The sequence below is a fragment of the Haemophilus sp. HN_Hi10 genome (assembly GCF_049821985.1).
Classification (GTDB): domain Bacteria; phylum Pseudomonadota; class Gammaproteobacteria; order Enterobacterales; family Pasteurellaceae; genus Haemophilus; species Haemophilus influenzae_D.
Genome location: NZ_CP187495.1, coordinates 818903 through 836339, shown reverse-complemented (window position 1 = coordinate 836339; position 17437 = coordinate 818903). Strand labels below are relative to the sequence as shown.

Below are 17437 nucleotides of genomic sequence, written 5' to 3'. Positions count from 1 at the left end.
TTTATTCCTTGTTCGTCACAATGATACGCAAGCAATCCAAACGCCAATTTGCTTTAGAAAGCTCATCCAGTGATTGTGTTCGTTGTTGTTCCAAAATATCAATTTCGCTTTGGCGAATATTTTTATTCACTGCTCGCAAAGCCTGCAAACGGTTAATTTCTGTGCTTAATTGTTGATCTGCCTGATTTTTAGCTTCGGTAATAATCGGTTCAGCTAAAGATTTTACGAGTTGATCGCCTCGTGTAATCAAGGCTTCAATATTACTCCGTGCCATTTTTACCATTTGATTAGCAATATTTTTACCAAGTGGTTTCAATTTGCTATGCAATGTTTCAAAGGCAACCTGCTCTCCAATGTTATTTCCTTTGTTATCAAGCAACAGACGAATAGGCGTTGGCGGCAAGAAACGATTGAGCTGTAACCCTTTTGGCGATTGGCTTTCCACCACGTAAATCAATTCAATTAATAAGGTTCCAGCGGGCAGTTGTTTATTTACAAGCAATGCCATTGCGGCTTTGCCAATATCTCCCGAAGCAACAAGATCAATACCTTGACGAATCATAGGATGATCCCAAGTCAAAAATTCCATTTCTTCGCGAGCAAGGGCAAGTTCTCGATCAAAGGTAACCGTCACACCTTCTTCTTTTAAACCAGGGAAATCTGGCACAAGCATTGTCCCTGTTGGGCTAATTACAATACTATTTGCGCCAAGATCTTCTTGCTCTACGCCAATAATATCAAATAATTTTAAAGCAAAATTCACAAGCTCAGGCGAATTATCTTCATCAGCAATTTGATCCGCTAACGCTTGTGCTTGCTTTCCACCATTAGAATTTAGTTCTAACAAGCGATCTCGCCCTTTTTCTAACTTAATCTTGAGTTTTTCCCGCGCGGTTTTAGTTTGTTTTAATAATTCAGAAAATTCATTCTCTGAAAGTGCGGTAGAATTTGACCGCACTTTTTCCAATTTATCTGCAAACTGCACAAATAATGTCATTCCCATTGGACAGGTTTGTTCAAAAGCATTCAGCCCCTCATTGTACCAACGCGCTAAACGAATTTGAGGCGAATCTTTCGCACAAGGCACATAAATTTGCACATCACGTTTTTGTCCAATACGATCTAATCTCCCAATACATTGTTCCAATAAATCAGGATTTGTCGGTAAATCAAATAACACTAAATTTGCCGCAAATTGGAAATTACGTCCTTCCGAGCCAATACTCGAGCTCAGTAAAACCTGTGCGCCGTTTTCTAAATCCGCAAAATAAGCGGCAGCCCTATCCCGTTCGATAATCGACATTTTTTCGTGGAACACCGCTGCTCGAATCGCCTCACGTTCACGTAAAATTTGTTCTAACTGAATCGCCGTTGCCGCCGTCTGACAAATCACAAAAATTTTTTCATCACGATGTAGTTTAAGGAAATCAATCAGCCAATCAATTTTATCATTCTCTTCAGAGAGAGTAATTTGATGGTAAACACGGTGCGGAAAACCTTTCACGCCTTGACGTGTATTGCGAAATAACATTCGCCCCGTACCGTGACGATCAATTAAGGCTTGAATCAATTCCTGACGAGCATGATGCTGTTCTTCATCATTATTTGATGCAATCGCTTTAAAAAGTGGCTCAACATCTTGTTCAAGCAACAAATCAGAAATATGATTTTTTTCTACCGCACTTAATGCCTTATTTGCCAGCAAAGATTCAATAGCATTAACCACAGGTTGGTAGCGTTCCTGCTCTTTCACAAAAGTTTGATAATCAAAGAAACGTTCTGGATCCAGTAAACGCAAACGAGCAAAATGACTTTCTTGCCCAAGTTGCTCTGGAGTTGCAGTGAGTAACAAGACAGAGGGAATGATGCGAGCAAGCTGTTCAACTAATAAATAAGCTGCACTTGGTGCGCTTTCCGACCACACCAGATGATGCGCCTCATCCACAATTAAACAGTCAAATTGAGCATCAAGTGCCTGTTCTACTCGGTTTGGATGCGTTTCTAACCAATTTAGAGAACAAATAATTAAGCTTTCAGTCGTGAATGGATTAACAGCATCAAGATCAAAATCATTGCAACGTTCTTCATCAAAAAGTGAAAAATGCAAATTAAAACGACGAAGCATTTCCACCAGCCATTGATGTTGCAACGTTTCTGGCACAATAATAAGAACACGTTGCACTTTCTCAGCAAAAAGTTGATTCTGCAAAATCATTCCTGCTTCAATGGTTTTCCCTAAACCAACCTCATCAGCCAATAACACGCGAGGATTAACTCGATTACCGACTTCAGCTGCAATATGAAGCTGATGAGGAATTAAACCCGCACGCGTTCCGCGTAAACCACGCAATGGCGATTTAAATTGTGCTTGCTGATGACAAAGCGTGCGATAACGCAATGCAAAATGACTGCTGCGATCAATTTGCGCTGAAAACAAACGATCTTTCGCTTGGCTAAAAGAAATAATCGGTGAAATATCACGTTCTTGCACAATGACATCTTCATCTTGTGGGGTTTTAACTAAATAAAACAACAAACCGTTCATATTTTGAACGTCTAAAATCTCGCCTTGCCAGCCAGCTTGATGGGATAATGTTTCGCCTTTGCTAAACACAATTCGACTTAAAGGTGCTTGTGCAGCAGCATATATCCTCGTTTCATCTGCTGCGGGGAAATAAATAGTAACAGTTCGTTGATCTAATGCGGTAATAATACCTAATCCTAAAGCGTTTTCACTTTCACTCAACCAACGCTGACCAATAGCAAAGGGCATAATAATTCTCTTTCTGATTTACATTGATAAAATTTTGTGGCGTATTGTAGCTTGCATACTCTTGAAAAGAAACTCACAAAAAATTGACCGCACTTTTATGAAGATATACGTCACCCCCAATATAATTTATTCTTGGATTTTCAACATACTCAAGCGTAAACTAGAATCTCGACTAAATCCACCGTGTAGGGAAAAGAGATGAATTATCGTGATGAATTAATTTTACAATGGGTAAATCAACAAGGAAAAGCCAGCGTAATAGAACTTGCACAGCATTGTGATATTTCGGTGGAAACCATTCGTCGCGATTTGAACAAATTAGCGAACAAAGGCTTATTGCACCGAACACATGGAGGAGCAGTGAGTAATAAAACCAAAGATTTAGGTTCATTTTTCCAAACTCGAAAACATATTAATGCAACAGCTAAACGACATATTGCCCAAAAAGCCTTGGATTTGCTATATGAAAATGCCGTTATAGGTTTAGATGCAAGCTCAACAAGTTGGTATTTTGCTTATTTAATGCCCGATATTCCTTGTACAGTAGTAACCAACTCAATGTTTAACATTAATGCCCTAGTTAATAAATCCAATGTTAAAACTATTGTCACTGGCGGAGTTTATTCAGCAAAATATGAAGCATTTTACGGTCCCTTATCTGAGTATTTATTACAACGATTACATATTAATTTTTCCGTGTTTTCTTGTTCAGGAATTGATCAAAACGGTAATATCTGGGAATCAAATGAGCTGAATGCCTCTTTGAAACGAAAAATGATAGAGGCTTCAGAACGTGCTTATTTGTTAATTGATTCTTCTAAGTTTGAAAAGAAAAGTTTGATTCAACTTACCGATTTAAGCAAAATTAATACGATTTTTTCTGATCAACCACTTCCAGATAACTTACAAAAATATTGTGAGCTACACGATATAATGACCGTTTTATAAAAAAATATGACCATTTTGACCTAAAATTATTAAAAATTTAAAATATCGGTCATATATATTTCCTTAAATATGGTCAATTTTTGTGATCTGCTTCTCAGTTTTGCAACAAAATTTCATTTCTTACTATTTTCCTCATCATTTTTCTTTCACACTCTAATTCAATGAAAGCACAATTTGTTCCGCAGTGATTTCATCATTCTTACTTAAGCACAAACAAAGGAGTGTAACTATGGCTCTTGCTACTCAATTAAATCGCATAAAAATCGGTATTCGTCCAACTATTGATGGTCGTCGAATGGGAGTTCGAGAATCTCTTGAAACCCAAACAATACGTATGGCTCAATCTGTTGCTCAATTATTACAAACACATATTCGTCATACAGATGGTACTTTCGTTGAATGTGTAGTTGCAGATAGCACTATCGGTGGTGTAGCTGAAGCAGCCGTCTGTGCGGATAAATTTAAACGCGAAAACGTTGGATTAACCATTACCGTTACCCCTTGTTGGTGTTATGGATCAGAAACCATTGATATGGATCCTCACATGCCTAAAGCAATTTGGGGATTTAACGGCACGGAACGCCCAGGTGCGGTTTACTTAGCTGCCGCCCTTGCTGGTCATTCTCAATTAGGCCTCCCAGCCTTTTCCATTTACGGTACAGAAGTTCAAGAAGCTGATGACACAAACATTCCTGAAGATGTAAAAGAAAAATTATTGCGTTTTGCTCGTGCTGGGCTTGCTGTTGCAAGTATTCGAGGAAAATCCTATTTATCTATTGGGTCAGTTTCCATGGGAATTGCAGGCTCTATTGTAAATCAAGCTTTCTTCCAAGAATATTTAGGTATGCGTAATGAATATGTGGATATGATGGAAATTAAACGCCGTTTAGACCGCAAAATTTATGATCAAGAAGAAGTTGATTTAGCCTTGAGTTGGGTTAAACAATATTGCAAAGAAGGGGTTGATGTAAATAGCCTAGAGAATCAACGCAATGCAGAAGAGCGTGCAGAACTTTGGGAAAATGTTGTGAAAATGACCATTATCACTCGTGATTTGATGGTAGGAAATCCAAAATTAGCAACATTAAATTATGCAGAAGAAGCCTTAGGCCATAATGCCATTGCAGCAGGTTTTCAAGGGCAGCGTCATTGGACTGATCATTTGCCAAACGGAGATTTTATGGAGGCAATGCTCAATTCAACTTATGACTGGAATGGCGTGCGTCCACCTTATATTCTTGCCACGGAAAATGATAGTTTAAATGCAATAGGAATGTTATTTGGGCATCAATTAACTGGCAAAGCTCAAATTTTCGCAGATGTGCGTACTTATTGGAGTCAAGATTCGGTTGAGCGTGTTACTGGATGGCGACCTGAAAGTGGATTCATTCATTTAATCAATTCAGGTTCAGCTGCACTTGATGGAACAGGAGAGCATCAAGATGCTCAAGGCAATCCAACCTTAAAACCGGCATGGGATGTCACCGAAGAAGAAGCAAAACGTTGCTTAGAAAATACGCGTTGGTGTCCTGCTGTTCACGAATATTTTCGTGGGGGCGGTTTATCTTCTCAATTCCTAACCAAAGGTGGCATACCGTTTACAATGCACCGCATTAACCTTATTAAAGGTCTAGGTCCCGTTCTACAAATTGCTGAAGGATGGTCAATCGACCTACCTCAAGATGTACATAATAAATTAAATCAACGTACTAATGAAACTTGGCCAACAACATGGTTTGTTCCTCGTTTAACTGGAAAAGGTGCATTTACTGATGTGTATTCAGTCATGGCAAATTGGGGAGCAAACCACTGTGTAGCTACTCACGGACATATGGGGGCTGATCTAATCACTCTTGCTTCGATGTTACGTATTCCAGTCTGTATGCATAATGTATCAGAGAAAAATATTTTCCGCCCTAGTGCTTGGAATGGATTTGGTCAAGACAAGGAAGGGCAAGATTATCGAGCTTGCCAAAACTTTGGTCCGCTTTATAAATAACCCCTAATTTGTTTTTATAAAAAAGTGCGGTCAAAAACATAATGATTTTTGACTGCGCTGAGGAGAGTTTTTATGGCTATCGCATTGATTTTTGACTGTGGCGCAACAAATTTACGCACCATTGCGATAAATGAAAAAGGACAAATTCTTGCCTCCCATCATCTTGCTAATAATACAAAACAAGGAATGGAATCATCTGATTATCATATTTGGGATATTGAAGAAATCTGGCAAAAATTAACCTCTTGTGCAACTCAAACCTTCAATCAATTAATGCAACAAGGTATTGATTTAAAAGATATTGTAGGAATATCTGTTACCACATTCGGCGTGGATGGTGCACCTTTTGATGAAAATGATCAACAGCTTTATCCGATTATTTCATGGAAGTGTCCACGAACCATACCAGTAATGGAAAATCTATCTAATCAATTAGATATCAAATCCCTTTATCAACGTAACGGCATTGGTCAATACAGTTTTAATACTTTATTTAAATTACATTGGTTAAAAACACATAAGCCAGATATTTTCCAAAAAATGACTAAATTCGTGTTTATTTCATCAATGCTCACTCAACGCTTAACTGGTCAATTCACAACAGATCACACAATGGCGGGAACATCAATGATGACAAACCTTACTAACGGTAATTGGGATCCATCGATTTTAGCCTCGCTGGGTTTAAGTAATAACCATTTCCCTCCTATGCGTTATGCAGGTGAAAAAGTTGGAAAATTACGTACACCATTAGCCCAGAAATGGGGGTTAAATCCTGTACCTGTCATTTCTTGTGGACATGATACCCAATTTGCTGTGTTTGGGTCTGGTGCTGGGCTGAATCAGCCTGTGTTAAGTTCTGGCACTTGGGAAATCTTAATGGCTAGAACCCAGCACGCAGAACCTAGATTTGAGTTTGTTTCTCAAGGCTTAACCACTGAATTTGATGCACAATCCAATTGCTTTAACCCAGCGGTGCAATGGGTGGGTTCTGGCGTCATAGAATGGTTAGGTAAATTATTATTTTCCGATGTTTATGGCAGCGATCACTATTACACCACAATGATCAAAGAGGGAGAACAGGCTTTTCATGCAGGAAAAAGTGCGGTCAATTTTGAAGGTATTTTTAGCCAACTAGGACAAGGTAATATCAGTGGACTTTCCATGTTTGCTACTCGTGGAGAAATTTATGTCAGCGCATTACAACATATGGCAAATCAACTCAAAAACGGTTTATCCGTGCTACAGCAAGTCAGTCAGTTCCAAGCTAAAAGCTTAATTTGTGTTGGGGGTGGCTCAAAAAATGTATTGTGGAATCAAATCCGTGCAAACACCTTAAATTTACCGATTGATGTTGTGGACATTGCTGAAAGTACTGTACTCGGTGCCGGAATGTTTACCTTTGCAGGCGTAGGCATTTACGAAAATGTAAACGTAGCACAGCAAGAGATGCAACCAACAAGAAAAAGAATTTACCCAAATTAGAAGGAACAACAAAATGCTAAAAGGTATTCACCCAGCTCTTTCCCCTGAATTACTGAAAACCCTCGCCGAAATGGGACATGGCGATGAAATAGTTCTAGCTGACGCTCATTTTCCTGCACATTCACTACATAAAAATGTAATACGTGCAGATGGTATATCTATAGATATTTTACTTGAAGCAATAACTCCCTTATTTGAATTTGATGCTTATGTTGATGCCCCTCTGTTGATGATGAAAGCAGTTGAGGGAGATTCTTTAGATCCGAATGTTGAAACTCGTTACTTAAATGCGATTAAAAGTGCGGTCGGTTTCACACCAAATTTAACCTGTCTAGAACGCTTCGATTTTTATACACGCGCTAAACAGGCTTATGCTGTTGTTGTCAGTGGTGAGATCGCAAAATATGGCAACATTATCATTAAAAAAGGGGTTACTCCCATTTTATAAACAATAGAGGTATTACAAAATGAACAGAACAGAATTATCACAAAAAATCATTGATACTTGTCTTGAAATGACAAAATTAGGTTTAAATCAAGGCACGGCGGGAAACGTTAGTGTTCGTTATAAAGATGGAATGCTGATTACCCCGACAGGTATGCCATATCACTTAATGAAGCCAGAAAACATTGTTTATGTTGATGGAAATGGTAAACACGAAGAAAATAAATTACCATCAAGCGAATGGCAATTTCACTTGAGTGTTTATCATACTCGCCCTGAAGCAAATGCCGTTGTCCACAATCATTCCATTCACTGTGCAGGCTTATCCATTCTCGAAAAACCTATTCCTGCAATTCATTATATGGTAGCCGTAGGCGGCACAGATCATATTCCTTGTGTACCTTACGCAACATTTGGTACTCACGAATTAGCTAGTTATGTCGCAACAGGAATCAAAGAAAGTAAAGCCATTTTACTAGCACACCATGGTTTAATCACTTGCGGAGAAAACCTAGATAAAGCTTTATGGCTTGCACAAGAAGTAGAAGTATTAGCATCTTGGTATTTGAAATTACTCTCTACAGGATTAGAAATTCCACTGCTCAGCAAAGAGCAAATGCAGGTAGTGTTAGGTAAATTCCACACCTATGGATTACGTATTGAAGAATCCTAAACCTTGTTATACCCCATCACTTACATGAGGAAAACATTATGAACGCCAAAGTTTTAGAAAAGAAATTCATCGTCCCCTTTGTGCTTATTACTAGCTTATTTGCTCTTTGGGGATTTGCCAACGACATTACCAATCCGATGGTCGCAGTATTTCAAACAGTAATGGAAATTCCAGCCTCAGAAGCGGCATTGGTACAATTAGCTTTTTATGGAGGATACGGCACAATGGCTATTCCTGCGGCATTATTTGCAAGTCGCTATAGCTACAAAGCGGGGATTCTTCTGGGGCTTGCTCTTTATGCAATAGGTGCATTTTTATTTTGGCCAGCTGCACAATATGAAATATTTAATTTCTTTTTAGTCTCCCTTTATATTTTAACCTTTGGGCTCGCTTTTTTGGAAACCACTGCCAATCCTTATATTCTCGCAATGGGCGATCCTCAAACAGCTACTCGACGTTTAAATTTCGCACAATCATTTAATCCACTTGGTTCAATTACAGGTATGTTTGTTGCTTCCCAGTTAGTCCTAACTAATCTTGAATCTGACAAACGTGATGCTGCAGGTAATTTGATTTTCCACACCCTGTCTGAAGCAGAAAAAATGAGTATTCGCACCCATGATTTAGCTGAAATTCGCGATCCTTACATAGCACTCGGTTTTGTCGTGGTTGCAGTGTTTATTATCATTGGATTGAAAAAAATGCCAGCCGTAAAAATAGAAGAGTCCGGACAAATCAGCTTTAAAACAGCAGTAAGTCGACTGGCTCAAAAAGCCAAATATCGTGAAGGCGTGATCGCACAAGCCTTTTACGTAGGTGTTCAAATCATGTGTTGGACATTTATCGTACAATACGCTGAACGTTTAGGTTTTACTAAAGCTGAAGGGCAAAACTTTAACATCATTGCTATGGCTATTTTTATTAGCAGTCGCTTTATTAGCACGGCATTAATGAAATATTTAAAAGCAGAATTTATGCTGATGCTCTTTGCTATTGGTGGTTTTTTAAGTATTCTCGGAGTTATCTTTATTGACGGTGTATGGGGTCTATACTGCCTAATTTTGACCTCAGGTTTTATGTCTTTAATGTTCCCTACCATTTATGGTATTGCCCTCTATGGCTTAAAAGAGGAATCGACATTAGGAGCTGCAGGTTTAGTAATGGCTATTGTAGGCGGCGCATTAATGCCACCACTACAAGGAATGATTATTGACCAAGGCGAAGTTATGGGACTTCCAGCAGTAAATTTCTCCTTTATCCTACCATTAATCTGTTTTGTAGTAATTGCCGTTTACGGCTTCAGAGCTTGGAAAATACTTAAATAACCAAAATATTGTTTTTATCTGCATCATCAAGAGTGTATTTAAGCTTCTTCACTCAAATGATGCAGATCACGAACATAAAATCTAACAAACTAAAAGACTTATATTTGAAAAAACTAGACAGAGTCTAGTTAAACAAATAACAAATGGCACGCCCTAAAGGATTCGAACCTTTGACCCACGCCTTAGAAGGGCGTTGCTCTATCCAGCTGAGCTAAGGGCGCATTCAAAGGATTTCTTTTGTAAAAATTTCAAGAAAATATGAAAGAAGTGGTCGGCGAGATAGGATTTGAACCTACGACCCACTGGTCCCAAACCAGTTGCGCTACCAAGCTGCGCTACTCGCCGACAAGTGCGGTCAATTATAAGTTTGTTTTTATTTCAGTCAATGAAATTTTTGATTTTTCAACTTGATTGTTCAAAATTATTCCACTTTAGGAAAAATCCCCCTTTTTCATTGTAAAAAAATCATTGTTCGTTAAAATAGCAAACGCTTTCTTTTTCATCACATAATCATATTAAGGATAGCTCAATGACCGCAAAAATCATCTCTGGTACTGAACTTTCAAAACAAATTAAAGCTCGTTTGGCAGATAAAATAACCCATTATATTGAACAAGGAAAACGCGCTCCGGGACTTGCTGTAATCCTCGTTGGTGCTGATCCTGCTTCGCAAATTTATGTGGGCAATAAACGTAAAAGTTGTGAAGAAATCAGTATTCTCTCTAAATCTTATGACCTCCCTGAAACAACTACGCAAAATGAATTATTAGCGATTATTGACGAACTTAACGCAGATAAAAATATTGACGGTATTTTGGTGCAACTCCCCTTACCAAAACAAATTAATGCGGAAGCCATTATTGAACGTATCGATCCTAAAAAAGATGTAGATGGCTTTCATCCTTATAATGTTGGGCGGTTATGCCAACGTATTCCAACTTTACGAGCTTGTACACCTTATGGTGTGATGAAACTATTAGAAACAACGGGCATTGATTTACACGGCAAGCACGCAGTAATTGTAGGCGCATCTAATATTGTCGGTCGTCCAATGTCTTTAGAATTATTACTAGCAGGTGCAACCGTCACAGTAACACATAGATTCACTAAAGATTTAGAAAACCACGTTCGCCAAGCAGATATACTTGTCGTCGCGGTAGGTAAACCAAATTTAATTTCTGGCGATTGGATCAAAGAAAGTGCGGTAGTAATTGATGTTGGAATTAACCGTGTAGATGGAAAATTAGTAGGCGATGTAGAATTTGACAAAGCAGCCGAAAAAGCGGCGTATATTACGCCAGTACCTGGTGGTGTTGGGCCAATGACTGTTGCAATGTTGATGAGCAATACGCTTTATGCTTATGAACACAATAAATAGCTTTTGTATAGAACTGTTATAAAAAATGGGTTAAAGCTTTCATTTGCTTTAACCCATTTATTTAAATGGCTTTATTGTACTTCTCACGTTTAAATTTATAATCTTCAATCATCATTTAAACTTAAAAGTAAACAATCCTATATTATTTAAGCCAGAACATATAAGCTACAGTGGCAATCACGACAACACAGACTAAATTCAGTAAGAAACCAACTTTAACCATTTCACTTTGTTTTACTTGACCAGAGCCAAATACAATCGCATTTGGTGGTGTCGCCACTGGTAGCATAAAGGCACAAGATGCACCAATACCAATAATTAATGCTAAACCAATTTCTGGCATACCCAATGATTGAGCGATAGAAATAAAGATAGGTACAAGTAACGCCGCACTCGCTGTATTAGAAGTAAATTCAGTTAAGAAAATAATAAACGCCGCAACTAATAAACCAATAAGATAGAAATGTTGCCCATCAATCATAAAGACAATGCTATCCGCTAAAATTTTACTTGCACCAGAATCCTTCAACACCGCACTTAATGTTAATCCACCACCGAAAAGCATTAATACGCCCCAATCGGTATTTGATTGAATTTGTTTCCAACTTGCAACGCCTGTTGAACAAATAACAATTGCCGCCAATAGGGCTACGATACTATCAAAACTTGCAATATTTTTTTGTAAGCCTAGCAATCCTGAAATAAACGGATTAATTTTACCGCTAAATATCCACGTTAAAGCAATGACTGAAAAAATAATAAACGTCAATATACGCATAGGATTCATTTCAATATTTTCAAAGGTCTGTTCAAAATTGAGATGAAGTTTTGGTTTGAAAATAATGTAAAGAATCCCAATCATCAACGGCAACAAAATAATCATTATTGGTAAGCCATACCATAACCAATCAGAAAAAGTTAAATTTAAATTACTTGCTACAATTGCATTTGGTGGACTTCCTACAAGGGTTCCCATACCACCAATTGATGCACTATAAGCGATCCCTAATAGCACAAACACATAAGTATTATGATCTTTTTCACGATCAAGCTGGCTTAAAATACCCATTGCAAGCGGTAGCATCATTGCAGCAGTTGCAGTGTTACTCATCCACATAGAGAGAAAAGCTGTAATCAAAAAGAGATAAATAACTGCGATAAATAAATTACCGCGTGCTAGTGCCATAATCTTATTGGCAATCAATTTATCAAGTTTTTGAATATGCAATGCTGTCGCCAAGGAAAAGCCACCAAAAAATAAAAATATTGTCGGATCAGCAAAACCAACTAAAGCTTGTTTAGTGCTAACTAATCCCAATGCCACAGCCAAAAGTGGAACTAATAACGCAGTAATAGTAACGTGCAATGCCTCACTTAACCAAAGTACTGCGATAAAAGCTAATAATGCCAAACCAGAATTAGCTTTTGGTTCAAAAGGTAATACATTTAATAACACAAAAAACAGCACAATATCTAAAATAAAAATAATGCCGTTTTTATGACTTTTTAAAGATGCCATCTCACCCATAAAGTTCCTCCGTTAGGGCTATCACTTAAATAGGGTTCAATGTTAAATGAATGTTATAAAGATGCAACGAGCAATATTCAGAAATGTGATCGAGAACAACAAATTTTAATAAAAAACACGGTGTACTATTATCTTTATTCCAAAAATTGGACTATTCGCTCAAACAGAATTAAGTATATTTATTAATCATTTTATTTCCCTAAATATTCAAATTCATGCTATCATCAATACCAATAAAATATTGGTTCATATCAAAGGCAGGTTTTGCTGCTTTATCTTGACTTACAATTCGAGCTGGCACACCCGCTGCGGTGGCATATTCAGGAACAGGGTTAAGCACAACAGAGTTTGCGCCAATTTTAGCGTATTTGCCCACTTCAATATTACCAAGAATTTTTGCTCCAGCCCCAATCATAACACCCTTGCGTACTTTTGGATGACGATCGCCCGATTCTTTTCCTGTACCACCAAGCGTTACGCCTTGCAAAATTGAGACGTCATTTTCAATTACAGATGTTTCCCCTACAACAATGCCCGTTGCGTGATCGAACATAATACCGTGACCAATTTTCGCTGCAGGATGAATATCGGCATCGAAAGCCACTGAAATTTGATTTTGTAAATAAAGGGCAAGGGATTTACGATTTTGATTCCATAAATAGTGGGTAATTCGATAGCTTTGAATTGCGTGGAAACCTTTTAAATAAAGTAATGGAGTGGACCACAATTCTACAGCGGGATCTCGGTGGCGGACAGCTTGAATATCACAAGCAGCACAATCAATGATCGACGGATTGGCTTGATAGGCTTCTTCAATAATTTCACGGAGAGAAATAGCTGGCATAATAGGATTGGCTAATTTGTTCGCCAATAAATAACTTAGCGCACCGCCCAGATTTTGATGCTTTAAAATTGTAGAGTGAAAAAAACTCGCAAGCATAGGTTCGTTTTCGGCAAGTTCTTTGGCTTCTTGGCGAATATGTTGCCACACATCTAATGTCATAATTTCTCCTTTTATTCGCCTTTACATTCTCGCCCCAAAAGGCTGATTGCTACATCTTTTGCACTTTTACCACAAAACAGCATTTGATAAATTTGTTCTGTAATCGGCATTTCCACACCTTGTCTTTGTGCAAGCACATAGGCTTCTTTTGTATTATAAAAACCTTCCACGACTTGCCCAATATTTTCCATAGCCATTTTGGCATCTAATCCTTCACCTAGCATTAATCCAAAACGTCGATTGCGCGATTGATTATCGGTGCAAGTTAGCACTAAATCGCCCAATCCAGACATTCCCATAAATGTATTGGTATTTGCACCGAGCGAGATACCTAAGCGGGTAATTTCTGCAATACCTCGAGTAATCAGTGCTGTACGAGCATTTACACCAAGTCCCATTCCATCTGAAATACCTGCGCCAATTGCGATCACATTTTTAATTGCACCACCAAGTTGAACGCCAATCATATCCGAATTTATATAGACTCGAAAATGTTTACTACAATGAATACGAGACTGAAATTCCCGCGCGAATTGCTCGTTATTGGCAGCAAGCGTAATAGCTGATGGTAGACCTTGCGCTAATTCTTTTGCAAAAGTTGGTCCAGAAAGTACAGCTAGTGGATATTGCGTTCCGAGTTGTTCTTCAACTACGGTTTGTAGTAAACGCCCTGTGTTACGTTCCAGACCTTTTGTTGCCCAAATTAATCGGTGATGGGCTTTTAAGTGCGGTTTGATTTTTATAAGAATTTCACCGAAAGCATGGCTTGGCATCACGATTAAAATATCTTGAGAATATTCCATTGCTTGTGCAAGATTACTTTCTAAATGAAGATCCTCAGGAAAGATGACATCCGGCAAAAAACGATAATTTTGTCGTTCTGTCTGCATTTGTGCGATATGGGTGGGATTGTGCCCCCATAAGTAAGTGGGAGAACCATTGCGAGAAAAGGTAATTGCCAGTGCAGTTCCATAAGATCCCGCACCTAGCACAGTGATTGGTGTTTGCGAAGTTATCATATCCACAATTTATCCAGTAAAAGATGGAATAAGTATAGATATATTTGCACTCCCTATCAACTACAGGAAAATATTACTTATTCATTGGACGAAATTTAAACGGCACAATGGATATGCCATTTTTTCCATTTTGTAGTTGATAAAATTGAGGGTAGTTAAAATTATGTTGAACGATATTGTAAGGATTTTTATCGCCTTCCTGTTTGGCATTTTGATAAAGTTGATTAATCTCCCGCACTTTTTCATCTTTTTCTCCATCACAATGGCGATAGATTTCGAGATGATTAGATTCATCTAAAATGTAAACATTGAAGCTGTGATCGGAATTATCTTCAAAAAAGAATTGTAGAAATCCTTCACTTGCGAAGGCATCCATTTCTGGTGGATAGCGACGACTTTCTTGGTTTGTCTCGCCATCTTCAATTGGCGTTTGTAAAACTTCGTCAAAATCTACCGCACTTTCAGCTTCATTACAGACCGATTCATTTCCGATTTCTTGTAAGCTGATCCCGCGATCTTCAAAAAATAATTGCCAGTTTTTACCCGCTACGCGTAAACGTGACGTTTGGCAAGGTTGTTGAATATCGCCTACTTGGATGCTAACGCATCGATTGACTAATCCCATCACTAATTGACGTAAATCTTGGCGATAACGTTCACTATAACAATAGACTTGGATGGAATCTGGGCGATTAACGCCACGATAAATTTTGTTAGAAAGCACTTTTAGTGCAAGCAAAATGGCATTTTGCCCTTCAAAATGGAGCGTTCGGATTTCGTTCCACACGTTACGATAAGTAAAATCGATACTGCCCACAAGGCTTTGCTCGAGGGATCCAAAACTAAATAAATCTCGCGATGAAATACCGGTTAATACTTCTTCTATTTTGGATGTTGGATCGGTGGTGAGATTTATGGCAATAAACAAGCTACGAATTTCACATTGATTCAATAAATCGCTATTTTTAGGTTGTTTGGCGATGGTGCTTGGAAAAGACTGACGTAAGTTAGTGACAAAGCGTTGTAATGTGCTTAAAGTCACATTCTTGCTAAAAATTGACAATTTGGTTTTTTCTGTGAGTAAATGATTGAAATAAGCCCAAGAAACTAATTTATTCAGGCTTTCTCCGTATTCGATCACCCGTTCTTTGGAGAACATAATATGGTGTATTGGTTGATTGATAAGGTACCAACCATCTTTAAAATGTTTATTGCCACGAACTTCCACAAAAGTCAGGTGTGCTTCTGATAAATTGTGAGATATCTGTGTGTTGAGTAAGGACACTTTGCCGGGAAGTTCTTCAAAAGCAGTATAAAGTTTACGAGAAAGAATGTTGATATCTTGTGGCACGACGCTCGAGTGAATGTGATGCTTTCGAGCAAATTCCACTAAATTACGATAACTCAACATTAAAAATTTCATTATGTTATCGTGGTTTTCTTTTACTGCCTTAATTTTCCAAAATGGACGCTTATTGAGATGTTTTACCGTTTCTGCAGACCATCCCCATTCTTGCGCAAGTATTTCCATATAACGAATACGCCAATTATTGGCTTGGTAACGCGCAAAATCTTCCGTTGCTTTCACATAGAAACAACGGTGCACAAAATCCAAACGTTTAAATTCAGAAAGTGCGGTTAAATATTGGGTTACTTTTGCAAGAATGGCAATGTAAGGATCAAAATGGTGATCAGGATTGGTATTGCCTGAAAGTAAATCTTGCTTAAAAGTGCGGGCAATTAAGCAAGTGTTTGGGTATTCCTTGGAATAGGCTTCCAACAACAAAATTTTGAGCACAGATTTATAAGGTGAATCAATCCCTTTATAAAGATGCCATAAACTGGCACCGAAATATTCGTTTGCAGAAAATTGTCCTAAACCGCCGAAATCCACCCAATCATTTGGATCAATTTCCCCTTCTGTAATTAAACGCGCCACCTCTTTTTCATAGTCTTTTTCATTTTCCACCCATAAATGCAACCAAAGTAGAGGTTTACCAGCCAAACGTACGGCGGAGCGATAGAACTCATCAAGCAATAACATATATTGCGCAGAGCCGCTATTTTCAATAGTTAGTGGATCAGCATAATGTTCATTGCGGAAACGTTGTTGATCCATCAAATAAAAATTAATTTCCACATTAAATTGCATTGCCCATTCACTAATCCGCTTGGCTTTTTGAGTAAGAAGTGTATATTCATCTGGACTCAAGCCATCACGGACACAAATCCAAGTATCAAGATCTGAAGAGGACGTTTGACTTATTGAGCCAAAGCTACCCATTACATAAACGCCTAGAATTGGTGGTAAAACTTCGTGAAAATTTACCGCACTTTTGAGTGTTGATGGCTTATGATCGGCATAGTGAATACTGTATTCATTGGTGAGCCATTTTTTTTGATAATCAGAAGCAAGGAAATTCGCAATGCCAGAGGGGGCGTGAATAACATAGCCGGGAAGTTGCGGATGGTTTAGGTGTAGAAGTAAAGGCGCAATCGCTAAAACGTGTTGGAATGCATCGCCTGAACCTTGTAATGCACGCTCAAAACGGCGTTGATCCAAGGCGCTAACCCATTGTTTTGCTTGTGCTAGATTACATTCCACGTGGTGTCCCTACCAGAACAACAAAAATTGGCGAACAATTTACCACTTAGGGAGTATAAATGCAAAAAAATGTGACATAAATCACAATTTTTTTAAAATATATTATAAGTTTTACCTATCAACAATCAAAATGACTTTTTTACCTAAGAGTGGTAGAATAATGCCTAATTTTATTGCGTAAATAACTTAATTCTACCGATATAAAAATCTATATTTTCTATTATTAGTGGATAGCTTGATATTTTTCTTATCAACG

12 protein-coding genes and 2 tRNA genes are annotated in these 17437 nt (G+C 38.1%); 7 read left to right on the top strand and 7 right to left on the bottom strand.

Annotation, left to right across the window (positions count from 1 at the left end; genetic code table 11):
- Position 1 precedes the first annotated feature (1 nt).
- A complete protein-coding gene (gene rapA / locus ACPT8Q_RS04200; protein ID WP_061671443.1) occupies positions 2 to 2773 on the bottom strand; it encodes an RNA polymerase-associated protein RapA in 2772 nt (923 codons plus the stop codon).
- A 198-nt stretch (positions 2774 to 2971) separates the two neighbouring features.
- On the opposite strand from rapA, the gene ACPT8Q_RS04195 reads away from it, so the two are divergent.
- The 6 genes from ACPT8Q_RS04195 (at position 2972) to fucP (ending at position 9648) form a co-directional block, all read left to right on the top strand.
- Complete coding sequence (locus ACPT8Q_RS04195) at positions 2972 to 3721, top strand: DeoR/GlpR family DNA-binding transcription regulator (protein WP_005654475.1); 750 nt, start codon at positions 2972 to 2974, stop codon at positions 3719 to 3721.
- Between the two features lie 229 nt (positions 3722 to 3950).
- Positions 3951 to 5720, top strand: coding sequence for an L-fucose isomerase (fucI, locus tag ACPT8Q_RS04190; protein WP_061671445.1), 1770 nt, complete (start codon positions 3951 to 3953; stop codon positions 5718 to 5720).
- 72 nt (positions 5721 to 5792) lie between these two features.
- On the top strand, positions 5793 to 7205 hold the full coding sequence (gene fucK / locus ACPT8Q_RS04185; RefSeq protein ID WP_061671446.1) for an L-fuculokinase: 1413 nt from the start codon (positions 5793 to 5795) through the stop codon (positions 7203 to 7205).
- A 13-nt stretch (positions 7206 to 7218) separates the two neighbouring features.
- The gene (gene fucU, locus ACPT8Q_RS04180) at positions 7219 to 7653 is read left to right on the top strand and encodes an L-fucose mutarotase (protein WP_005661544.1); all 435 of its coding nucleotides are present in this window, start codon (positions 7219 to 7221) and stop codon (positions 7651 to 7653) included.
- Between the two features lie 19 nt (positions 7654 to 7672).
- Positions 7673 to 8323, top strand: coding sequence for an L-fuculose-phosphate aldolase (gene fucA, locus ACPT8Q_RS04175; RefSeq protein WP_005658574.1), 651 nt, complete (start codon positions 7673 to 7675; stop codon positions 8321 to 8323).
- 38 nt (positions 8324 to 8361) lie between these two features.
- A complete protein-coding gene (gene fucP, locus ACPT8Q_RS04170) occupies positions 8362 to 9648 on the top strand; it encodes an L-fucose:H+ symporter permease (protein ID WP_112070977.1) in 1287 nt (428 codons plus the stop codon).
- Between the two features lie 144 nt (positions 9649 to 9792).
- Here the strand turns inward: fucP and ACPT8Q_RS04165 are convergent.
- Both ACPT8Q_RS04165 and ACPT8Q_RS04160 read right to left on the bottom strand, forming a co-directional pair.
- Positions 9793 to 9869, bottom strand: a tRNA-Arg gene (locus ACPT8Q_RS04165).
- A 47-nt stretch (positions 9870 to 9916) separates the two neighbouring features.
- Positions 9917 to 9993, bottom strand: a tRNA-Pro gene (locus tag ACPT8Q_RS04160).
- A 184-nt stretch (positions 9994 to 10177) separates the two neighbouring features.
- On the opposite strand from ACPT8Q_RS04160, the gene folD reads away from it, so the two are divergent.
- Positions 10178 to 11026 carry a bifunctional methylenetetrahydrofolate dehydrogenase/methenyltetrahydrofolate cyclohydrolase FolD gene (folD, locus tag ACPT8Q_RS04155; RefSeq protein WP_425622311.1) on the top strand — a complete coding sequence of 283 codons (849 nt, stop codon included), beginning with the start codon at positions 10178 to 10180 and terminating at the stop codon, positions 11024 to 11026.
- A 142-nt stretch (positions 11027 to 11168) separates the two neighbouring features.
- On the opposite strand, the gene ACPT8Q_RS04150 is transcribed toward folD, so the two are convergent.
- The 4 genes from ACPT8Q_RS04150 to ACPT8Q_RS04135 all read right to left on the bottom strand — a co-directional run bounded on the left by ACPT8Q_RS04150 (position 11169) and on the right by ACPT8Q_RS04135 (position 17181).
- A complete protein-coding gene (locus tag ACPT8Q_RS04150; RefSeq protein ID WP_038439489.1) occupies positions 11169 to 12554 on the bottom strand; it encodes a DASS family sodium-coupled anion symporter in 1386 nt (461 codons plus the stop codon).
- A gap of 199 nt (positions 12555 to 12753) precedes the next feature.
- Entirely contained in the window at positions 12754 to 13557 is an 804-nt protein-coding gene (gene cysE, locus ACPT8Q_RS04145; protein WP_050848931.1) for a serine O-acetyltransferase, read from the bottom strand.
- An 11-nt stretch (positions 13558 to 13568) separates the two neighbouring features.
- Positions 13569 to 14576, bottom strand: coding sequence for an NAD(P)H-dependent glycerol-3-phosphate dehydrogenase (gpsA, locus tag ACPT8Q_RS04140; protein WP_050949048.1), 1008 nt, complete (start codon positions 14574 to 14576; stop codon positions 13569 to 13571).
- A 73-nt stretch (positions 14577 to 14649) separates the two neighbouring features.
- The gene (locus ACPT8Q_RS04135) at positions 14650 to 17181 is read right to left on the bottom strand and encodes a class I adenylate cyclase (RefSeq protein ID WP_061671447.1); all 2532 of its coding nucleotides are present in this window, start codon (positions 17179 to 17181) and stop codon (positions 14650 to 14652) included.
- Positions 17182 to 17437: the final 256 nt, after the last annotated feature.